This window comes from Ulvibacterium sp. (assembly GCF_028285715.1).
In the GTDB taxonomy this organism is placed as follows: domain Bacteria; phylum Bacteroidota; class Bacteroidia; order Flavobacteriales; family Flavobacteriaceae; genus Ulvibacterium.
The window spans coordinates 533,904-556,314 of sequence record NZ_JANQOO010000020.1; the positions used below are offsets into that span (position 1 = coordinate 533,904).

A 22,411-nucleotide genomic window follows, 5' to 3' on the forward strand; every position below is an offset into this window, starting at 1 on the left:
TTAAAAAATGCGTTGCCCGGAGAGGCACATTTCCGAGCAGTACCACGGTCTTAATTCAAAGGTAAATTAGCCTGATAGAACACCTGCTGCAATGCTGATCGAATATGCAAACTATACAGATTGCGATTCTCCCTAGTAGGGTTGACCCTGTTGGAAAGAAAAACAAATACCAATTGGTTTTTTGGGTCGGCCCAGACAAATGTCCCTGTAAAACCACTATGTCCAAAGCTTTCTGGACTTGCCTCTGGTGCTGGATAGGCTTCATCGATTGATAGCTCGGCATTGTCCAAAAGAGGTTTGTCGAAACCCAGGCCACGTCGATTTTCATTATCCGGATATTGCACTTTTATGAATTCCTTCACCGTGGCTTCTGAAAAGTATCGCCTGCCTTCATAACTACCATAATTTTGATAGAGTTGCATAATCTTGGCCAAATCAATCGCAGAACTAAAAAGACCGGCATTGCCCGATACGCCTCCTAAAAGCGACGCATTTTCATCGTGTACCCACCCCTGGGTCAACGTATGGCGGAATAGTGTATCCTGCTCTGTAGGAACAATTAGGTTGGGGAGATTTTTTGGTTTTGGGTTAAATCCGAGGGTAACGGCACCCAAAGGCAGGTAAAAATTCTTTTCCAAATAATATTCATAGGATTCACCCGTCAATTGTTCAATAAGTTTGGGAAATATTAAAAAAGTAAGCCCTGAGTAACGATATTTCTTTTCATCGGAAACTTTTGAGCGGTTGATCATACGATACATTTTCCGATTAAATCGGTTGTTTACATAAAGCCCCTCGTAGGCCTTGTTCTGAAATCGATTTTTCTTTGTTTTCCTTACGAATCGACTTTTAAGTTTTCCATTTTTTTTAATGACCTCGTTGAGGAAAATGATATAAGGCTCCAACCCCGCTTGGTGTGCCAGAATCTCCCGCAAGGTTAAATCTTTTTTGTCCTTTATATTGCGCCAGGGTTTCCAATAGGTGCTAAAAGGTTTGTCCAAATCCAATTTTCCCTCATCAACCAATTTCATAAGGGCGGGTAAAGGTCCTGTTATCTTGGTAACCGATGCCAAGTCATAAATGTCATTTAATGTAACGGATTGTACGCTATCATAGGTATGGAAACCATAGGCTTTATGAAAAATAATTCGAGAATTTTTGGCTACCAGTACTTGGGCCCCCGGAAAGGCCTCCATTTTTATACCATTCGTTATAATAGAATCGACTTTGGTATGTATATACGATGAATCAAGGCCCACCTCAGAAGGGAAACCATAAGTGAGTTTCTCTTGATGAGGAATGTTTAAGGCTGTGGTAGCCCCTTCTTGCGCCAAGACCATCCCAAAAAGTAAACCAAAAACGATAAAAAGCAACTTTTTCATAAGTATCATAGATTCATTCTAAAAAGAAGAAATTGGTTATCATTAGGTAACATTGGTGTCAATTTCATGCGGACGATTGAAAACTATGAAATCAACCGTACGGCATCCTTGGCAAAATAACTTGCTATAATATCCGCACCTGCTCTTTTTATGGCGACCAGTTGTTCCATCAGTACCGCGTCGTGTTCCAACCATCCTTTCTCCGCCGCCGCCTTGAGCATGGCGTACTCCCCGGAGACTTGATATACGGCCACTGGGACCTCTACGTCATTTCGTATTTCCCGGACAATATCCAGATAACACAATCCGGGTTTTACCATGACGATATCGGCACCTTCATCAATATCCATTTGGGTTTCCTTTAAGGCTTCCAAACGATTGGCGTAATCCATTTGGTAGGTTTTTTTGTCCTTAGGAATATTTTTCATATCCACTGGAGCGGAATCCAGGGCATCCCGAAACGGTCCATAAAAGGCACTGGCGTATTTGGCACTATAACTCATGATGCCCGTTTCGGTAAATCCTTCTTCTTCCAAGGTTTCTCGTATAGTAAGAATACGCCCGTCCATCATATCGCTAGGTGCCACAAAATCGGCTCCCGCTTGGGCATGACTAACGCTCATTTCCGCCAAAACCTCCGAAGTTTCATCGTTTAAGATTCGGCCGTTTTCAACGATGCCATCATGGCCGTAGGAAGAATAGGGGTCCAAGGCAACATCGGTCATTACCAACATATCCGGACATGCATTTTTTACATGTTGTATGGCGAGCTGCATAAGTCCGTTCGGATTCAATGCTTCTGAACCTTTATTATCTTTTAGATTATCCGGTACTTTTACGAAGAGCAATACGGCACAGAGGCCCATACTCCAAAGTTCCTTAACCTCTTTTTCCAAGTTATCCAAGCTAAGTCGGTAATATTGCGGCATGGAAGGAATCTCCTGCTTTATGCCATTACCTTCCACCACAAAAAGCGGGACCAAAAAATCATGGGGCGTAAGAATGGTTTCCCTAACCAGGTTCCGAAGGGTCTCAGAGCTTCGGAGTCGTCTATTTCGTATTAATGGATGCATGGTATATATTCTGCTTCAAGTTTGGAGTCCCTAAAGATAATTAATCGCCAACGGTTGGTATTCCTTTCAATGGAATTATATCAACATTTCCAAAGGTAATATCGGTATTGTGGGCAATAAGGAGGCAAGAACCACCGGGGTGTTTTAGCTTCGAGGTCTCCACGGCCTGGAAATCCCATTCTTTGGGCTCTTTTTGATTCGCTTCCCAAAGCTTTACGGAATATTGTACGCTATTATTAGGAAGGTCCTGTACACGATGTTTCATTGCGTAAGTTATACCTTCCTTAATATCGCGGTACTGATCCTCTTTTTGCTCCTCATAAAAATTATCACCATCAAAGATTCGCCATCTACAATTTTTATAGCCATCGGTAATCCTAAATTCGGCCGTTGCGCCTAAAGGATGCCATTTCCTATTGGGTTGTAGGCTGTCCCTATCATGTCCCGGCCATAGGGTAGCCAAGGCCGCATGGGATACATTATACGTTGGCGGGCCTTCCTCGGGCGGAGTATATCCGTGAAAAGTAACTGTAGTAGTCACCTCATAGTCTCTCCAAGAAGCATCTCCGATGGCCAGAACCCGGTCATAATAGACATCTTGGGTGCGAATACCTTGAGGCGTTATTTTCCAATGGCCGTCTACCACTTGTACCACATCCTGAATATTCTCAACCTCTGCCCAGTTTACGGAATAGGGCAAAGGCCATTCCGTTTTAGGATTGTAGTGTATCCCAATTTCTTTTGATTCCAGTACTTTTCCATCTTTAGTGACATAAAGATTTACGCTATTAGCACCATTCTTTAGGTTATCCCTATAAATTTCAATATTAAAATCGCCCTGGGCGGCCAATCGGTGGAGGTCGGAACCTAAGGTAAGTACATGTTTTTCTTGGGAGTCATTAAGCTTATAATATGCGGTTATTCCGGCACTATCCGCCTGGATATTGCCCAGTATATTGATTTGGGCCTGAGGTTGGCCTACATTCCCAAAATATTGTTCATGGCCATACCATACGGAAATGGTCACTTTGGGACTTGGTGTTTTGGTCTTTTTGCAGCCTAACAACAAAATACCGTTAAGTATAATAACTAAATATATACCTTTAAAAAAGAATCGTGCCGTCATCATTATATATTTTATTACGAAATAGACGGGTTCCATTTGTATGCTTGTTTAAATCAAGGCAAAGACCCTTGGATTTCAATTTCACCGATTAAATAAGGCACTGCCTTTCCAGTTATTTTAATACGTTCCCCCAAGTCTTCGCAAAAAAGATCACCGCCTCTTTTGGACAACTGCTTGGCACTCAATTTTGTTTTGCCCAATTGTTTTGACCAATAAGGGGTAAGCGTTGTATGGGCGGAACCTGTTACGGGATCTTCATCGATTCCCGAACCAGGAGCAAAAAACCTAGAGACAAAATCTACTTTTATTCCTTTGGCAGAAACAATAACGCCCCGTACATTGGCCTTGCCAAGTACATGAAAATTGGGTGCAATGTCCTCTATATCCTGTTGAGATTCATAGATTAACAAATAGTCCGTTTTTCCCTTAAAAGTCTGTATGGGCACTTTTCCTATGGCTTCGTTCAGCGTATCCTGAGGTTGGACTTCGACTATGGCATCTACGGGAAAATCTAAGGTCAAAAGCCCATCCTTTCCTTTTTCGACCGATAGGGCCCCACGGCTTTGCGAATAAAAATTAATTTTGTCCGTGGTGACGTCATAGTAATTAAAAAGTACAAAGGCCGAGGCCAAGGTAGCGTGTCCGCATAAGGCAACTTCAATGGATGGTGTAAACCAACGTATGGCAAAACCTTCCCTATGTTTTACTAGAAATGCGGTTTCCGCCAGATTATTCTCGGCTGCTATCCGTTGCATGGTTGTATCATCCAGCCAACTTTCGAGAATACAGACCGCAGCCGGGTTACCGGAAAAAACCTGGTCGGTAAAGGCATCTATCTGATACATTTTGAGTTTCATAATTCAAGTGGATTTTTTCCTTTTTTCCCAAATTTGAAAATTTCCATCCCTTATTACAATATCAAAACCTATGGAACTAAGGATATCCTCACATTCTTGGGCTTCTTCCTCAGTCAATATATTGGCAAAGGGATGTACTTCCATAAAAATTTGGTCAAATTCCGCTATTCCGTTTTTATAGTTTCGAAATAAATCCAGTTCGCCCCCTTCAATATCCATAATCAGGGTATCGAAATCGATAGCATATTTTTTGCGCAGTCCTTGAAACGTTTCGCCGTTTATTTGGATTTTATTTGGGGTCTTGCGTTTGGCACTTCCTCCCACAATGAGGTGATGAATGTAAAAATCGTTGACTTCCTCATCGGAAATGATACTATTTTCAATGGCAAATCCACAATGGTTTTCTTGTTTATTCTTTTCTATCCAAGGGATTAAATTTGGATTGGCTTCCAACACCAAATGTGCCGAATTATCGGAAAGCAACTTATTGGTCAAACAGGAAACGTAACCCAAACAGGAACCCAGCTCCAACACTTTGGCATCCGGGGAAAGATATTCCTTCAAATATCTAGATTCCTCTTCTTCATAGGTGCCTAGAACAAACCGCCCACGAAACTTAAAGTCCGTTAAATGGAAGGGAATATGAATGGTGAGCCCATCATTTCTAAATACTTTCTTGAAATAGGTAAAGTAAACTCCGGCAAGGAACAGTCGTGGCTTTTTTAACATTCAAACTTTTTTAACGGTGAAGAGGCCTTTCAGATAAATTTAGGAAAATATCCAACATAATTTGGGCGATTATTTTTAGTCCAGACCGAATTTACGATTAAACTTGTCCGCCTTTTGTATCCATTTTTTTGGAGCATCTAGGCGGTACCCAATATACAACTCCACAAAGGTAATGGTATCGTCCAATTGCGTGTTTTGGTCTGTCCCGTATTCCAATACCTGGGCGTTTAGATTAATGCCTGTAAAAAACCGCTCAGAGTTATAACCAATAGCGTTTCTGAAAATTATCTGGGCCAGACTGGAGGTAAATGTCTCTCCCTCGGAACGCGTGAAATTAGCCCCTAGTCCAACTGTGGCACCCGCGGAAAGCAAAAAGTGCTTTCCGATGACCAAATTGTAATAATACCCGGGTCCGATGGCCAAATTAAAGGAATGGTCGTCACCAGTTTGAATACTGGCATCTTCCAACCTAAATCGGGTATAATAAAATGTAAATCTGGGAATAAAACTGCCCGCACTTTTTTTCTGCCATTCATTTTGAAATCCTATGGCCCTGAACGAAAAATTTCTGTTGAAAATAAAACTGGTTGTACCGCCTATTTTTAAAGTACGTAATTCCGGAAAGGGTATTACTTCGTTATTAAATTGGGTAAAAAACCCCTTTTGTCTATAGAAGTCCAGCGTCTGCATCCAACGTCCCAGAAACATTCTAAAGTTTAAAGTAAAGAGTTTGGATCCGCTATTGTCCCGGTTTTCGGAGAAGAAATTAGGGGCATAGCCCAAATCCACTTCAACGGAACGGAATAAGGCCGAAAGCCCGAGGTAGGTCTTATCATTAGGAACAATCTCGGTTTGTTCACCGGTTTCATTATCGGTTATTATGAAGCTATTCGATGTGTTTTGCACACCAAGTCTCAAAGTGACCTTCTCTGGAAATCTACGGATATATAAGCTGTCATTTTGTGATAGAACGCTCCAATGAGCTAATACCAAGAAAAAGAAAAAAATCCATTTTATACCCATTCTTTGGGCTTTTGAAGAATTTTGACCAAACGCTCCTCTTCGCTCCCTGCCTTGGGATGATGGTCATAGCGCCATTGTACATGCGGAGGAAGGCTCATCAGGATACTTTCAATACGGCCATTGGTCCTTAGTCCGAACAGGGTGCCTTTATCGTGCACAAGATTGAATTCTACGTAGCGTCCACGTCTAATTTCTTGCCAGTCCCTTTGTTCTTGGTTGTAGTTCATCCCCCTGCGTTTTATAACGATTGGTACATAGGCTTCTAAAAAGCTATTGCCTACCTCGGTAACAAAAGCATACCAATCCTGCATGGACATCTTTTCCGAAGTTCTGCAATAGTCAAAAAACAATCCTCCCACGCCACGGGCCTCATTCCTATGTGCATTCCAAAAGTAGGTATCGCACTTTTTCTTATACGACGCATAAAACAGCGGATCGTGAACGTCACAAGCCTTTTTGCAGACGGAATGGAAATGAATCGCATCTTCATCGAAAAGATAATAGGGGGTAAGGTCTTGTCCTCCTCCGAACCATTGATCTACGATGTTCCCTTTTTTATCGTACATTTCAAAATATCGCCAATTGGCATGTACCGTTGGTATCATGGGACTTTTTGGGTGAATGACCAAACTAAGGCCACAGGCAAAAAAATCGGCATCCTTGACCCCAAAGTAATTTTGCATACTCTGAGGCAGTTCCCCATGAACCGCTGAGATATTTACCCCCCCCTTTTCAAAAATCGCCCCATTTTCGATAATCCTGGAACGACCTCCGCCACCTTCCGGCCGGCTCCAATAATCTTCCCTAAATAAGGATTTGCCATCTATTTTCTCCAGTTCGGAAGTTATAGTATCCTGAAGCTTTTGAATATAAGCGTAGAATGTGTCTTTCATAAACAATGCCTTACGATTCCAATCCCCAGGGACGGGACAGGAGATTTAATGGGTTAACGATCAAGTTCATACAACTCCATATCCAATGCGGGCTCGTTGGGAGGCGTATATTCCTTTTTTAATGTAGTTCGCCATTGGTAGCCACATTTTTGCGCTACTTTTATACTTGCCTTATTTGTATGATGGGCAATGATTTGAAGGGTTTCCAACCCCAATACCTCAAAGGCATAGTTTGATAGTGCCTTGACGGTTTGCGACATCCAACCTTTTCCTTCAAATTGATAACCAATGCAATAGGCCAATTCGGCCTGACTTTTATTGTAATTCAGTTCCTTTATGTATACCAGGCCGATAATTGTCCGATGCTCTTTATGCTTTAGTTTGAATAGCAATTCTTCTTTTGCCAGGAATTGCTTTACCTTTTTTTCTACAAAATACCTGGACAAATCGGGCGTGAGATTCTGCTCAAGTGTTTTTGGGAAGTATCGCTTTAACCTATCCGAGTTGGAAACCACAAAATCGCACAATTTCCAAGAGTCCTTTTCTTGGATAGGTTCAATAAAATAATGGTCAAAATCCAACACCACTTTTTGTTTTGTTCTAATCCCTCATATCGAGTTGGGGTATTCCTTTACAGCATCAATAAATGCCTTTGCGTTTTCCAATGGAATATTGGGAAGTATCCCATGCCCTAAATTTACAATGTATTTATCCTTCCCAAACTCGTTGATCATTTGGGTAACCTTACTTTTAATATGTGATGGGGGTGATAACAGGCGAGCAGGATCAAAATTGCCCTGTAATGTAATGTTACCCCCTGAAAGGTATCTTGCATTCCTGGCGGAACACGTCCAATCCACACCTATAGCGGAAGCTCCAGACTTTGCCATTTCCCCTAAGGCAAACCAACACCCTTTTCCAAATACGATTACTGGAGTATCTTCTTTTAGGGCATCCACGATCTGTTGTATGTATTGCCAAGAAAATTCCTGATAATCGGTCGGGGAAAGCATACCGCCCCAAGAGTCGAATAGTTGAACGGCATTTACCCCGGCATTCACCTTGGCCTTGAGATAAGCTATAGTAGTATCAGTGATTTTTTGTAGCATTTCATGTGCAGTCCGCGGTTGTGTAAAACAAAATCCCTTGGCCTTATCAAAAGTTTTGCTCCCCTGTCCTTGTACGCAATAGCAGAGTATGGTCCAAGGGGTGCCCGCAAAACCGATAAGGGGTACTTCGTTGTTCAATTTTTCCTTGGTCATGCCAATGGCTTGCATAACGTAGTCCAATTCCTGATTTACATCGGGAACTATTACGGAATCCACATCTTTTTGCGATCTGATGGGATTGGGGAGATAGGGGCCAAAATTGGGTTTCATCTGTACCTCAATATTCATGGCCTGAGGGATTACCAAAATATCACTAAAAAGAATAGCCGCATCCATGCCAAATCTTCGTATCGGTTGTACGGTAATTTCGGATGCCAATTCCGGAGTCTGGCAACGGGTAAAGAAATCATACTTTTCCCGGATTTCCATAAATTCGGGTAAATATCTACCGGCTTGGCGCATCATCCATACAGGGGGCCTATCTACCGTTTCGCCCCGCAGGGCTTTTAAGAATAAATCGTTGGTAATGCTGCTCATATTTTTAGTTCGCTCGTCGCTGCTGGGATTATGACTAGAAATCATAAGTCGGTTTTTAATTCGGATTTACTGGAAAATCCATGGTTCACTACCTTATCAAGTATTTTCCAGAAGTCTTTTGGCGTGCTACCACATCTGACATCTAGACTTTGCTGTAATACTCATTTACTTTATCTATTACACTTTCAATAGTAGGTATTCGCGCTACACGAACATCTGTAAAATGTTTCCTGGCCAGTTTGGCCGTAGTTTCGCCAATACAGTAAGCAATTTTATTGGTTGGGTTCCGTAAAAGATAGCTTTCTATTCCAGAAGGGCTAAAAAACAGAACGCTTTCCACTTCGTTAGCTATCCCAATAGGTGAAAATTTGGTTCTATACGCCTCCACTTCGTTAACGGTGATGTTATTTTGCATAAGGATGTTAGGGAGGTCATCCAGTCTTTGGTCACTACAGAAATAAGTCACTTCCAGACCATCCATATATTCCACTAAATATTGGGCCAGCTTTGTTGCATTTTTCTCTTGACGTTTTACAGGGCCTATACGTTGTTCAATGAGGCGTTTTGTCTTGCGTCCTACACAATAAATATTTTCAAACCGTAGTGTATCTGCAGTGCTATGGGTCAAAAGTGCTTCGACCGCATTTTGACTGGTTATGATAACATTTTGAATATTGGACTTTAGGACTACAGAAGGAATCCTGGACGGATTCACTTGAATAAAATCCTCGGAATCTACGGATATCGAATCGCCAAACCGCATAAGTTGGTCTGCAGTAAGTTTTTTCGTAGCGAATATGGTAGTGTTTTTGATTACATCTCCCTGTATTTCGGACATAAGGCGTTTTCCACCCCGGGCCAAAATGCTATTGGCACAGTCCCGGCCAAGATTGTGATGCTCACCAACTCTTGCGGAGAGCTCCGATTCCAATTTTTTGCTACCATCGATGCTCAATAAAACACCTTGTAGAACGACCCGGTCTTCTTCTATTTTTGCCAAAGCTCCGATTGGAGCGGTACAACCGCCTTCCAATTTATTAAGGAATTGACGCTCCACATTGGTGCAAATTTCGGTGGATTCGTGATTCAGTTCCTGGCAGGCATCCAATATTGTAACATCTCCTTTTCGAGCTACCACCATAATGGCTCCTTGCGCAGGCGCTGGTAACATCCACGTCAACCCAATGGTGTTTTTGTGCTTTATTCCGATACGTTCCAGACCCGCCGCAGCAAATATGGCACCGTTCCAATCGCTATCTCTTAATTTTTGGATTCTTGTATTTACATTACCCCGAAGATCTGTAATGGTGTGGGTAGGGTAACGATTGAGCCATTGTGCTTTTCGGCGCAGGCTTCCGGTTGCTATCATAGCATCTTCTTGGGCCAAAAACTCCTGATTGTCCTTGTAGGCCAGGATATCCAAAAAATTGCCCCGTTCCAAAATAGCGGCGGATACAATGTCGTTGGGCAATAGCGTAGGTACATCTTTCATGGAATGTACCGCAATATCGATTTCCCCTTTTAACAGGGCAACGTCCAAGGTTTTGGTAAAGATTCCGGTTATTCCAAGTTCGTGTAATGGCTTGTCTAATACTAAATCGCCTGTAGATTTAACGGGAACCAGAGCGGTCTTATGACCCAAAGCTTCCAGTCTGTCCTTAACCGTATTTGCCTGCCATAGCGCAAGCTGGCTATCGCGTGTCCCGATTCGGATGATTTTGCTCATCACGATTTCACTTCCAATTGAAACACTTTTTGAATGAGCTCCAAACTATCATCAGCATCGGTATGGGTCTCTTTGAGGTGATTGGCGAATTGCTTTGTTATTTTTTGGATGATTCTATTGGTAATTACATCTGCCTGCTCTTCGTTGAAATCGGACATCTTTTTCGCTTGGTAATCCAATTCCTCATCCTTCATGGTCTTTAGTTTCTTCTTAAGCGCACTAATTACCGGTGCGAATTTGCGCGTTTCCAACCATTGGATGAAATCATGCTTAACGTCCTCTATAATGGCCTCGGCATGAGGAATAAACTGCTTCCTGCGCTCCAAGGTTTCATCGGTCATTTGCGAGAGTTGGTCTAGATGGATCAGGGTAACATTGTCTAGCACCTTAACATCATCGGCCACGTTCTTGGGAACGGAAAGATCCAATATCAATAATGGCTTTTTGGTGTAGATAAGTTCCTTGGAAACCGTGGGATGATGTGCTCCTGTGGCTACAACGAATATATCCGCACTTCGTATCTCACTTTGCAGATCCCCATAGTCTTTTACGGTCAAATTGAATTTACCGGCAATTTTTTCCGCCTTGTTCTTGGTACGGTTTATTAAGGTAATATGTGGGTTTTTTGTGTGTTTGATGAGGTTTTCGCAGGTGTTCCGACCAATTTTCCCAGTACCAAAAAGGAGAATGTTCTTTTCCGAAATATTGGGAACATTTTTTAAAATATAATGTACAGAGGCAAATGCCACAGATGTGGCACCTGATGAAAGTTCCGTCTCATTCTTAATACGTTTACTGGCTTGGATAACCGAATTACAAAGCCGCTCAACGAATGGATTGGCCATGTTGTGCTTCTTTGAACGATTAAAAGCCTTTCTAAGTTGGCTGATGATTTCAAAATCTCCTAAGATCTGGCTGTCCAGTCCCGTGCCTACCCGAAATAAGTGCCCTATAGCGTCGTTGTTCTTATATACATAGGCCACTTCCTGAAACTCTTCTACAGTGCCCTGAGTGCTGTCACACAGTAATTTTATCAATTGAAAGGGATGTTGGGCAAAGCCATGCAGTTCGGTACGATTACAGGTAGAGGTAACGAGAAGACCATCTATACCCATTGCTTTGGCCTCCATTAAAAGTGTATCCATGGCCGTCTCTTCCAAACTGAATTTGCCACGCACCTCGGCATCTGCCTTTTTATAATTAAGGCCTATAGTATAAAACGAATTGTGTTTGGAAATATGGTAGTCTTTCATACAAACCCGAGAATCGAAAGCAAAAATAGAAGCATAGCCCCAATAAAAATAACGCCAGAGGTTCTTTTAATAACGTTTGAAGTGTTTTTGGACCAATTTCGATAGTAATCCGGCCAAAACCCTTAGTTTTGTAGCAAACAAAGGGCTTTCGCTCTATTTTATTTAGAACCATTCTAAATAGAAAAATACATAACCATTATTATATGCAACAGAAAAATGTCGTTCAAGGTTCTTATGATGAAGTCCTTATAGAAAGCGGATTTTATGTGTTGAAAATTCAAAACGATACTTCTGATTTTCAAAAACTTACCCGTGAAATCGACAGTTCATTCATACAATTTCACTTCTGTCTTAAAGGGCATGCCAAGTTTGTTTTTAGTGAAGGCAGGTATGCGTTGGATGTCTCTGAGGAGAACTCCCTATTACTCTATAACACCCAATTGGATTTGCCCATGAATGTGCTGTTGGATCCTAATTCATGGATGGTATCCATTGTGATGACCATACGCAAGTTTCATTCGCTCTTCTCAAAGGAGGCGGATTATATTCCCTTTCTTAGTCCGGAAAACAAGGAAAAAAAATATTATTCCCAGGAAGCGGTGTCCCCCGCGATAGCGGTGGTTTTGAGCCAGATAATGAATTACAACCTACATCCCTCCGTAAAGGAACTATATATCCATGGCAAAGTCTACGAACTGGTCTCACTTTATTTCAACAGAAATACCGATGCCGATGTAGAGCAGTGCCCCTTTTTAGTGGACGAAGATAATGTTAGACGCATTCGCCAGGCCAAGGAAATCATTATTTCCCAAATGGCCGAACCTCCTAGTTTACAAGCTTTGGCCGAGGAAATAGGACTACCGTTAAAAAAATTAAAGGAAGGATTTAAACAGATTTATGGTGATTCGGTCTATAGCTTTCTTTTCGACTATAAGATGGAACATGCTCGGCGATTGTTGGAAACAGGACAGAACAATGTTAATGAGGTAGGATTGAAAGTCGGCTATAGTACGGCCAGCCATTTTATAGCCGCCTTTAAAAAGAAATATGGTACCACTCCGAAAAAATACGTGATGTCCCTGGCCAATGGTTAGGGATTTGGTCTAGCCACCATAATACCCGTGTTTCTTTTTACTTTTTTTAAGTACTCCGATAATGGAAGTTTGGTTACCTCAACTTCCATGGAGCCCGTAGAGGCATGCAATAAATGAATCCTGCCATTTTTTTCACGGGTAGCAATACCTGTATGGGTAACGTCCAGGCCATCAATGGATGTGGCCAAGGCAATAATATCTCCGCTATGGATTAGATGCTCCTTTATCTCGATTTGGTCTTGGGGCAAAACGCAGATGGACTGGTCGTTGAGATAGTTTTCTGAAGCTTGTATTTTCTGGAAATTTCCGTCATCCTTTAAGAACGGATACAAATCCCTATGGGCGCTCATGAAATTGATAGCCTTGGTAATCTCAATACCTCCTATTTCCGAGGTAACATCCTTCAACAACCCTTTCTTTTCATTGTTGGCAATCCATTCTGAAAAATAGTGAAGGCGGGATGCATAGCCTTCCAACCTGCCATCTTTATACCGAACGGTTTCCAAGGTTTGGGTAAAATTGTCAAAGTCGCTCTGCCCATTTTTAAGGAGTATACCAAAGGTCAATACATTTTCTACAAAAGTGGTACAATCCAAACCATGGAGATTAACGACCAAGGTTTCAACATCGCCCACTTCCAAGGTTTTGGCCACGTAGGGTGTGCCCATAAAGGTTTTGCCAATAGCCACCATGGTCTTTCCAAAATCGTTTTCCAACAATCCATCAATCGCTATGGTCTTATCCCTAAATGTTTTTTTGTCGGCAGGGGAACAGGTGATTTGTTGCGATATTGCGTAATAACCGTTCGAAATGAATAGGACTATAAAAAAGACTTTCACAGGATATATTTTAAAGTCAAATATAGCCATTTAATACCCAAGATACCCATAGCCTCCATAACCTATAGGCCGATAAACCTGTGCACGTTTTCTGTCCTTGAGGTAAAACTCCTCCGTGGCATAAGTAATTGCGTCCTCTTCCGTGTCCGTGTCCTCAACGCGTAATCCTTCGTTTTTATAATAAGGCTTCGCAGTAAGTCCTTCCCCCGCCTTAAACACCACTAGGCGCATGGTAAAGTTGGTATCGTAATCCAGATTGTTCCTCGTCTTAAAATAATATCCAGTATACGTCTCATCACGATACTGTAGAGTACGTTCTGCTACAAAATGAACGGAATCCTTGTTTTGCATGAAAGGCCGTTGTTCAAAAAGAAGGGATTCCGCCAAAAACCTTTCAGTTTTGTACATTTTGGGAAATATGTTCAACTTATTGATTTCCTTGAGTTTATTGAACAATAATAACCGACTGTTCACGTTTTTGGCCAGACCGATTAACATGGCCTGGGGAATCGGTGATTCTTCCTGGGCCATTAGCATGGCGTAGGTAGTACGTATTCTTCGGTCCTTCACCCATTGCAAACGATCAAAAAACTGGGCGACTTCTTTTTCCTTGCGAAATGGGTATAGCAAAATGGCATAATTTTCGAGTACACCATTATTTTGATTGCGGATTTTTTTAAGGTAACCGTTTTGTAAACCATTGCCAGATAGGCCCATCTGCCGTTTTAATTGTATTTTGGCATCATTCAGGATTTGTTTCCGGTATTTTTGATAACTCTTGGGTTTAATCAGACCTTTTGCCTTTAGTTTTGCGAGAAGTGAAAAGATGCTAGGCTTGTACTCGGCAATAGCACTATAATCCATTAGTTCCGGGAATAATTTCTTGGCCAAAGGAAGACTATCCTTATAGGGCTTGAATATTTTGTGGATTTCCAACGTATTGGAAACCAAAGGCAAATCCTTTGATAAAAGTTCCAGTAGAACAGCCGCCGACTCATCATCTGCCTTTTTCGTCAATGCCTGCAAGATTTTGGTCTGAGCATTGGAGTTGTTATAAGAGCTAACATAGAATTCCGTTAAAAAGGGTATCACCCTAGGGTCATCCAATTTTCCCAGTTGCTGTATCAAATAGGCCTGCAGGTATCTTTTGTCCTCAGGGTAGGTAAACTTGGAGATGTAATACTTTAGGGAGTCTATATGTTTTTTGTGGAATTTCACAAACTTATGACCTTCCATAACCATACTATCGTTGGCCCGTAGAGCCTTAAAAAAAGCAGGCGTCTTATCCTCTAGAATACTCTTTCCAATAAGGGTGTCATAAGGTTCAAAGTGTTCGAAGAATTGAGCAACGAAAGGACTGGGCCCCAGTAGGGTATCCGTCTGTGCTTTCAATTCGTAGAACAAACCTCCCTTAACTATATTTTTCACAAGGATGCCCCGCGTACTGGCCGTATCCGTCAATACCATTTCCAGTTCATAGTACCCTTTTTGAAGGAGCGTGTCTTTTTCCTCCAAAATAGTAAGTCCGTTTTTGGTTTGCAGTTTTTTTCGGAACGCCCAAACGGAATCGATGTTGGAATACATCATTAAATCATGGGACTTGTTCAGTTCCAAGGTAACCGCTTCATTGTTTTTGTTTTGGTAAATTGTTTTTTTGGTGTAGGCTTCGTAAGCCTTGGGCCTGTAACGTCCATTTCGGTACATTTTGCTGTTTTCGACAAACTTTGGTGGTTTTACCGTGGTCACCGTGGTAAAAAACAATGCGGTATCCCGTACCTTTTTAAAGTTCTTGTTCTCCATATTTTCCTTTACTTGGAAGGAGTCAAAAAAGGCGATGGCCTTATCGGGATTTCTGGTCAGGCATCCCATCAAATAATAATCACCTCGGTTGAACACGGTTTTTAAATGGAGTTCCTTTTCGGTTACGGAATCCAAAACGGCTTTAGAGAGTAAACTGTTTCCTTGGGGTTTCTGGTAGGTAGGGTACAACTTTAATTCCCTATAGAACCGCTGTTGGATTTTTTTTAGTTCGAAGGAGTCTTCCTCAATAAAATTAAAATCGTTTAAGGTGACTTTCCGCAAGAAATAATAAGAATTGGTAATGGAATCGAATCCCTGGACAAAACGGTCTCCTTTGCGATATCGGTTCGGGAAACTGTATAAAGATGGCATCCTTACCTGAAAATCATCAAAGCCAGAGACGACCCTGTTATTTTTTAGGGTTGCTCTTTTAAACTGAATACTATTAAAAATGGTGTCTGAATATTGGATGACATAATCGCCCTGACCGCCCATTTTAAATATGAAGATCTCCAGGGGGGTTACATAGATATGATAGCGTTGATGATCTCCGTTCTTTAGTTGGTTTTTGATATCCAGCCCATGGAACCCATTTCTATTGATTCGGCTCTTTTCCAATATCTTTCCAGGAATGTTTTCGAATAAAAGCTTATCTAAATCTTCCAGGGTATGGATGACATCCTGCTTTAAGTGCGAAAAAGTAGGGATACGGTTTACCATCACATAGCTTCCATTGGCAAGATCCGGTGAAACATAGGTGGTATTTATGGACCCTGCTACGGGATAAAGCTCATTAGGCAGTACTATACTAAAGAAACTGTCGTCCGGGACGCGGGTGACGTATTCGTTTTCCTTTATCGATTTTTCGAACTTTTCCTTTAATCTCCTCCCTTTGGCCGTGGATCGGGAGTTCAGGGGACAAACGGAGTAGCCCATCTCTCGAAGCATGGCAATGACCCCTTGTTCTCCAGGTAAATGGGCCGCTCCGATACCGGCGAAAACCTTTGCCTTCTGCATTATCGAATCTAGTTCCCTAACCATATTTCGATTCCGGATGAAGAGCATGTTCTTTAAGTAGTGGTCCGTATACATGGCCTTGTCCAACGAATCCAAGAGGTTGATGTTCCGATTGCGGTAAGCATCTTGCATTAGCGTCATTGGGTCCTGTAGTTGCATTTTCTTCTGCAACCACTCGTCCGGTTTTTGCTTCATGGCATTTAAACTCGCGCGGCCCACCAATGCTGTGGATTCCTCTAGGTCTTCCAAAGCAATGACTTTTTTATCGAATTTTTTTCCAGTCTGGTAAATGAACATATCCAGATAGGTCTCCTCCTCAAAATTCTGGGAATACGCATTGGTCCGATATAGGATGTTGTTCACGCGTTGATCCTCAAAAGCCAAATAACCTGCTATCTCTTCCTTTCTTGGGTTCCTTATTGCAAATGGATATCTATAAAAACCTTTAGGGTTAAAGCTACTGCCCTGCCCCATTGCCGTAAAACCGATATCCTCATCTGCTTCCAACCAAGTGCCCGGATCGGATTCCAAAGCTACTACTTCACTTTTGTCCAATGCTTCATAGAAAACATCGTCTAATCGGAAGGCTATGCGTTTGCTTACATGCATGGTTCCGTAGACATAGGAGCTTTGTTTTAATCCATTTCCGGATATCTCCCAAAGCAGGCTGTTTTCCTCTTGTGAAAAAATGGAAAAGGAAGAAATACTTACAAGAAAAGCGAAAAAGAGACGCATTATTATTTTTTGTTTAGCCCATTTCCTGCAGGGCACGCATCTATTTCTATAACAGATGCTCAATACGTTATGCAAGTTAGGATGCTGCTGCAAAATTAGGGAAGAGTATTCGGTGACCTATCCCTATAAACCGTTAAAACGGGCGACTAACTTGGATATAACGCTTTTTGGTATTCAGTATTTTTGCTTTATTCCTGTTTTTTGAGATAAATGCGGTTATGTGCCAAACTTTCCGGATAGTTTTGTTGTAAGAAGGAAATCAATTTTTCCCGCACCAATACTCGAAGTTCCCAGGCGGTACCGGAATCCCTGGCGCTCATTAGGGCCCTAACTTCAACATAATGGGCTTTGGAATCAGTGACTTGTATGTTGTTTACTTCTCCATCCCATAAATCGGAATTCTCCAAAATGCGGTTTAACTCCTTTCGGATTGCCTCAAAAGGTACCCGATAATCCAAATACAGGTATACAGTCCCCAAAATATCCGCAGAGGTCTTGGTCCAGTTCTGAAAAGGCTTTTCTATAAAATAGGTAGTGGGGACCACCAAACGGCGTTTATCCCAAATTTTTACGACCACATAGGTTAGCGTAATTTCTTCTATCCTGCCCCATTCGCCTTCCACGATTACCACATCATCAATTTTTATAGGTTGTGTTATGGCAATTTGAATACCGGCCAGGATAGTTCCTATCATCTTTTGGGCGGAGAACCCTATAATTATACCTGCCACACCAGCGGAAGCAAAGATGCTCACTCCTATCTCGCGGATACCTTCAAAGCTCATCAGGGCAATGCCCAGGGCCAGAATGATTACAATAAATATCACTATACGTTCTAAAATGTTGAATTGGGTGTAAACCTTTCGGGCCTGATAATTGTCAGAGGCCCCAACATCATATTTGGCAAGTATTAATAGCTTGATTACACCCAAAGCCCGAATCACAAGCCACGTAAAACTAAAAATGAATAGTAAGGCACTAGCTTTTTTAAACCAATAAGTATATTCGTCCAAACCCAATAATTGCCGTAACGATTGCATTCGTAGCAATAGAGAGAATAAAATTAAAATAAGAGGGAAGCTTATCTTTTTTACGGAATCTGTTGATACTAGATATTTGGGGTTTTTGCCATAGTGGTTCAGAATTCGTACGATAACAATATAGATTGCCAAAAGAAGCAAAAAGCCTCCGGCCAAAAAAAGTATGGACTCATAAGTCGTATTCCTTAAAATCTCATCTAACATTTTATATTTTTTTAAAAGGTCGTATCCTGACCTAAAATTTTATGAAGGGCTTTCTGAGTATGCTATAAAATATTGATTCTTTCTATAACAAAATTAGAAAACTATCCACGGAAAGGACGGGAAGTTCTTGTAACAAGCCTTATTTTTACTGGCGTTAAAAAAAATCTATGGCAAAAGGTGTTTTGTTGGTTAATTTGGGTTCTCCGGATAGCCCTACCCCAAAGGATGTAAAACCATATCTGGATGAGTTTTTAATGGATGGGCGGGTGATTGATGCACCCAAATGGCTGCGGACTATTTTGGTCCGTGGTATAATTCTCCGGACCAGGCCCAAAAAATCGGCTAGTGCTTATGCCAAAATTTGGTGGGAAGAAGGCTCACCCTTGATTGTTATTTCAGAACGTTTTGCGAATAAGGTACAAAAGCAATTGAAGATTCCGACTGCCCTAGGTATGCGATATGGTAGCATGAGCATTAAAAAGGCATTGGAAGAGCTTTCGGAAAAAGGAATCGATGAGGTTTTATTGGTTCCCCTCTATCCACATTATGCCATGTCTTCCTATGAAACGGTAGTGGTAAAAACAATGGAAGAGCAGCAAGCACATTTTCCTGAAATGAAATTAACTACTTTACCCGCCTTCTATAAAAGTCCCGAATACATCAAAGTACTTTCAGATAGCATTGCAGAGGGCCTAAAGGATTTTGAGTACGACCACATTTTGTTTTCCTACCACGGAATTCCTGAGCGGCATATCCGAAAGAGCGATCCTACCAAGTTTCATTGTAAGATTGATGGTTCCTGTTGCGGCATTAATTCGGTAGCCCACCATACCTGTTATCGCCATCAGTGCTATGATACCACAGAGTTGGTCAAATCCTACCTGAATTTGGATGAAAACAAGATAAGTTCTTCCTTTCAATCACGCTTGGCGGGCGACCCTTGGTTAAAGCCATATACCGATTTTGAGTTTGAGCGCCTAGCCAAGGAGGGTAAAAAACGTTTGGCCGTGATTACCCCGGCCTTTGTTTCCGATTGTTTGGAGACCTTGGAGGAAATTGCCATGGAAGGCAAGGAACAGTTTATGGAAGCGGGCGGAACAGCTTACAAGCACATTCCTTGTCTAAACGATAGTGAGGCATGGGTAGGGCTTATGGCGAAGTGGATAAATGAATGGCAGGCTTCCGATGCGTTGCCGGTTTAATAAAGCTCCATAGCGGTTTGGCGGACCGTTAAGAAGAATAACAATATATGAAATTGCTCTGTTTCCCTTTCCCAATTTGGGAGACGGGCAATAAAGAAAAAATGGCAAGAGTCTCATCGGAACAGCTGGGTACCGAACCTATAGGTAAACTATTGGTAAAGCAAGCAGTGCCTGCCAGTATCGGTATCCTGGTCATGTCGCTCAACATATTGGTCGATTCCATTTTTGTTGGAAATTGGATCGGTTCCATTGCCATTGCGGCCATCAATGTGGTTCTTCCCGTTTCATTTTTTATAGGGGCCTTGGGCATGGCCATTGGTATCGGAGGTTCCAGTATTATCTCACGTGCCTTGGGAGCCGAAAACAAGGAAAAGGCCCTGAAGACTTTCGGGAACCAGGTAACCTTAACGCTATTGGTCACCATATCCATGGTGGTGGTAGGTCTTTATTTTGTGGATGATCTTATTCCAGCGTTTGGCGGCAAAGGTGCGATTTTTGAACCAGCCAAGATTTATTATATCATTGTAGTCTATGGGGTCCCTATGTTGGCACTATGCATGATGGGCAATACGGTAATCCGAGCCGAGGGCAAACCCAAATTTGCCATGAATGCCATGATCATTCCTTCCGTCGGCAACTTGTTAATGGACTATATCTTTATCTATGAGTTGGACTGGGGCATGCATGGTGCTGCCTGGGCCACTACACTGGGCTATTTTTTCTGCCTGTGTTACATTGTCTGGTTCTTTCTTTCCAAAAACTCGGAACTCAAATTGCGTATAACCGATTTCGGATTAAATCGGTCCATTCTAAGGGAAATCGGATCTTTAGGTGTTGTGACCTTATCGCGTCAAGCCACCATTAGTATCATCTATTTATTGATGAACAATATTCTTTTTGGTCTGGGTGGGGAGGCCATGATTGCCGTCTATGCTATAATAGCAAGAATGCTGATGTTCGCCTTTTTTCCGGTATTTGGGGTAACCCAAGGCTTTTTGCCTATTGCAGGGTATAATTATGGAGCGAAAAAATATCAGAGGGTACGCGAAAGTATCAACACGGCCATTAAATATGCTGCTTTTATGGCCACCTTGGTCTTTATCTTTTTAATGGTTTTTCCTTCGGAAATAGCGGCTCTATTTTTGAGCGACAAGCCTGATATGTCCTCGGTAGAACTGGCGGCCAATGTTTTTGTTCTAGAGCACACGCCCTTTGCCATGCGCTGGGTCTTTGCGGCAACGCCCATTATTGCGTTGCAGTTGATAGGGGCCGCCTATTTTCAGGCAATAGGTAAGGCGGTACCTGCACTTTTGTTGACACTCCTACGTCAGGGCTTCTTCTTTATTCCCTTGATTTTGATTTTACCCAATTTTTTGGGCGAGCTCGGTGTATGGATTTCATTTCCAATTGCGGACGTACTCGCTACCATAGTTACAGGCTTTTACTTGAGGAAAGAGGTCAAGAGCACCTTGTTGACAGGGAGTAAGGAGTAGATATTTGATTACGACAAATGGTAACGGCCAACGGATTATTTTTTGAATATGGGCTAAGCCTTAATTTTTTGTTTCCCAGTAACTACCCATTTCAATTTTAGTCCCTATTTTTAATGTTCTTTTAAAATTGTTTCCATGGCCAAGAAGACTTTTGTTTCCGTTTGCTGCTTGTTTTTCGTTTTTTTAGGTTGTACCCCTGAGGCACCCAAGACCTATTCCCTTTTTGTAGGAACGTATACCAATGGGGATAGTGAAGGGATATATCGGTATACATTTAATGCGGATAGTGGAACTTTGGAAGACACGCGACTAATGGCCACCTTGATAAACCCATCTTTTTTAAAGATATCTCCGAACAAAGAATACCTCTATGCCGTAAATGATGCCCCGGAAAGAAAAGGAGCGATGACGGGATATCGCATAAAAGATGGGGTGTTGGAGGAAATCAACTCAGAAGTTACCAGTGGTCCACCCTTTTGTCATGTTGGGGTTTCAGGAAACGGGCGTACATTAACGGCTTCCAGCTACCCCGGGGGAAGTATCTCTGTTTTTCAGATTGATGAAAAGGGAAAATTGCTTCCCGATCCACAGCACATAGACCATAAAATCATTGACACAACGAAGACGTCTCATGCGCATGCCGCGAAATTTACTTCGAATGGGCTTTTTGTGGCGGATTTGGGACTGGATGCCGTAAAAAGATATTCGGAAGAGAAAGGACGGTTTGTCCCAGCAGATCAAGCTTCCCTAGATTTGCCCGAAAAGGCAGGACCTCGGCATTTTACGTTTAGTTCTGACGAAAAGTTTCTTTACGTAATTAACGAGTTGAATTCCACGATTACCGTATTTGAGCGAAAAGCCAATGGAGATTATACTGAGGTAGAGACTCAAAATACCTTAGCCATGGATTTTGATGGGAAGAGCTATTGTGCGGATATCCATTTGTCCAAGGACGGTCAGTTTCTGTATGGTTCAAATAGAGGGGAAAACACCATAGTCGTCTTTAAAGTGGATACAAATTCCGGAAAATTGAAACTTGCGGGTAGGGAAAGTGTCCACGGCGATTGGCCCCGTAATTTTGTAATTGACCCTACTGATGGGTTCCTTTTGGTGGCCAATCAAAAAAGCGATAATATCACCGTTTTCCAAAGGGATAAACAGACCGGGGAATTGGCCTATCTCCATGAAGCCAAATTGTCTAGCCCCGCATGTTTGGAGTTTTTGGATTTATAGGTATTCGACTTCTGGATACATTCATAGGGATGTATTATTGTGCACC

The 22,411-nt window shown here is 42.0% G+C and carries 18 protein-coding genes; 4 read left to right on the forward strand and 14 right to left on the reverse strand.

Features of this window, described 5'->3' with window-relative positions:
* Positions 1-50: 50 nt before the first annotated feature.
* From Q0993_RS13740 to hemA, 11 genes are all read right to left on the reverse strand, one after another.
* A complete protein-coding gene (locus Q0993_RS13740; protein ID WP_299533892.1) occupies positions 51-1,382 on the reverse strand; it encodes a serine hydrolase in 1,332 nt (443 codons plus the stop codon).
* 83 nt (positions 1,383-1,465) lie between these two features.
* A complete protein-coding gene (gene hemB / locus Q0993_RS13745) occupies positions 1,466-2,455 on the reverse strand; it encodes a porphobilinogen synthase (RefSeq protein WP_299533894.1) in 990 nt (329 codons plus the stop codon).
* A gap of 40 nt (positions 2,456-2,495) precedes the next feature.
* Entirely contained in the window at positions 2,496-3,584 is a 1,089-nt protein-coding gene (locus Q0993_RS13750) for a hypothetical protein (RefSeq protein WP_299533897.1), read from the reverse strand.
* A gap of 50 nt (positions 3,585-3,634) precedes the next feature.
* The gene (locus Q0993_RS13755; protein ID WP_299533899.1) at positions 3,635-4,438 is read right to left on the reverse strand and encodes a PhzF family phenazine biosynthesis protein; all 804 of its coding nucleotides are present in this window, start codon (positions 4,436-4,438) and stop codon (positions 3,635-3,637) included.
* A 3-nt stretch (positions 4,439-4,441) separates the two neighbouring features.
* Positions 4,442-5,167, reverse strand: coding sequence for an FkbM family methyltransferase (locus Q0993_RS13760; RefSeq protein ID WP_299533902.1), 726 nt, complete (start codon positions 5,165-5,167; stop codon positions 4,442-4,444).
* A 75-nt stretch (positions 5,168-5,242) separates the two neighbouring features.
* A complete protein-coding gene (locus Q0993_RS13765) occupies positions 5,243-6,190 on the reverse strand; it encodes a DUF4421 family protein (RefSeq protein WP_299533904.1) in 948 nt (315 codons plus the stop codon).
* On the reverse strand, positions 6,181-7,083 hold the full coding sequence (hemF, locus tag Q0993_RS13770; protein ID WP_299533906.1) for an oxygen-dependent coproporphyrinogen oxidase: 903 nt from the start codon (positions 7,081-7,083) through the stop codon (positions 6,181-6,183). Before hemF ends, Q0993_RS13765 begins: the two co-directional genes overlap by 10 nt.
* A gap of 53 nt (positions 7,084-7,136) precedes the next feature.
* Positions 7,137-7,667, reverse strand: coding sequence for a GNAT family N-acetyltransferase (locus Q0993_RS13775; protein WP_299533908.1), 531 nt, complete (start codon positions 7,665-7,667; stop codon positions 7,137-7,139).
* 24 nt (positions 7,668-7,691) lie between these two features.
* Positions 7,692-8,774, reverse strand: a complete 1,083-nt coding sequence (gene hemE / locus Q0993_RS13780) for a uroporphyrinogen decarboxylase (RefSeq protein ID WP_299533911.1) — start codon at positions 8,772-8,774, stop codon at positions 7,692-7,694.
* A 97-nt stretch (positions 8,775-8,871) separates the two neighbouring features.
* Positions 8,872-10,455 carry a hydroxymethylbilane synthase gene (gene hemC, locus Q0993_RS13785; RefSeq protein WP_299533913.1) on the reverse strand — a complete coding sequence of 528 codons (1,584 nt, stop codon included), beginning with the start codon at positions 10,453-10,455 and terminating at the stop codon, positions 8,872-8,874.
* Positions 10,455-11,708 carry a glutamyl-tRNA reductase gene (hemA, locus tag Q0993_RS13790; RefSeq protein ID WP_299533915.1) on the reverse strand — a complete coding sequence of 418 codons (1,254 nt, stop codon included), beginning with the start codon at positions 11,706-11,708 and terminating at the stop codon, positions 10,455-10,457. The genes hemC and hemA overlap by 1 nt, the downstream gene beginning before the upstream one ends.
* 203 nt (positions 11,709-11,911) lie before the next feature.
* On the opposite strand from hemA, the gene Q0993_RS13795 reads away from it, so the two are divergent.
* Positions 11,912-12,802 carry an AraC family transcriptional regulator gene (locus Q0993_RS13795; RefSeq protein ID WP_299533917.1) on the forward strand — a complete coding sequence of 297 codons (891 nt, stop codon included), beginning with the start codon at positions 11,912-11,914 and terminating at the stop codon, positions 12,800-12,802.
* Here the strand turns inward: Q0993_RS13795 and Q0993_RS13800 are convergent.
* From Q0993_RS13800 to Q0993_RS13810, 3 genes are all read right to left on the reverse strand, one after another.
* Entirely contained in the window at positions 12,799-13,641 is an 843-nt protein-coding gene (locus Q0993_RS13800; RefSeq protein ID WP_299533918.1) for an N-acetylmuramoyl-L-alanine amidase-like domain-containing protein, read from the reverse strand. The two genes, Q0993_RS13795 and Q0993_RS13800, sit on opposite strands and share 4 nt — an antisense overlap.
* Positions 13,642-13,671: 30 nt before the next feature.
* Positions 13,672-17,193 carry a TraB/GumN family protein gene (locus tag Q0993_RS13805; protein ID WP_299533921.1) on the reverse strand — a complete coding sequence of 1,174 codons (3,522 nt, stop codon included), beginning with the start codon at positions 17,191-17,193 and terminating at the stop codon, positions 13,672-13,674.
* 188 nt (positions 17,194-17,381) lie between these two features.
* Positions 17,382-18,437 carry a mechanosensitive ion channel domain-containing protein gene (locus tag Q0993_RS13810; RefSeq protein ID WP_299533922.1) on the reverse strand — a complete coding sequence of 352 codons (1,056 nt, stop codon included), beginning with the start codon at positions 18,435-18,437 and terminating at the stop codon, positions 17,382-17,384.
* 167 nt (positions 18,438-18,604) lie between these two features.
* On the opposite strand from Q0993_RS13810, the gene hemH reads away from it, so the two are divergent.
* The 3 genes from hemH to Q0993_RS13825 all read left to right on the forward strand — a co-directional run bounded on the left by hemH (position 18,605) and on the right by Q0993_RS13825 (position 22,365).
* A complete protein-coding gene (hemH, locus tag Q0993_RS13815; RefSeq protein ID WP_299533924.1) occupies positions 18,605-19,639 on the forward strand; it encodes a ferrochelatase in 1,035 nt (344 codons plus the stop codon).
* A 101-nt stretch (positions 19,640-19,740) separates the two neighbouring features.
* A complete protein-coding gene (locus tag Q0993_RS13820; RefSeq protein ID WP_299533925.1) occupies positions 19,741-21,132 on the forward strand; it encodes an MATE family efflux transporter in 1,392 nt (463 codons plus the stop codon).
* 135 nt (positions 21,133-21,267) lie between these two features.
* Positions 21,268-22,365, forward strand: coding sequence for a lactonase family protein (locus tag Q0993_RS13825; RefSeq protein WP_299533927.1), 1,098 nt, complete (start codon positions 21,268-21,270; stop codon positions 22,363-22,365).
* Positions 22,366-22,411: the final 46 nt, after the last annotated feature.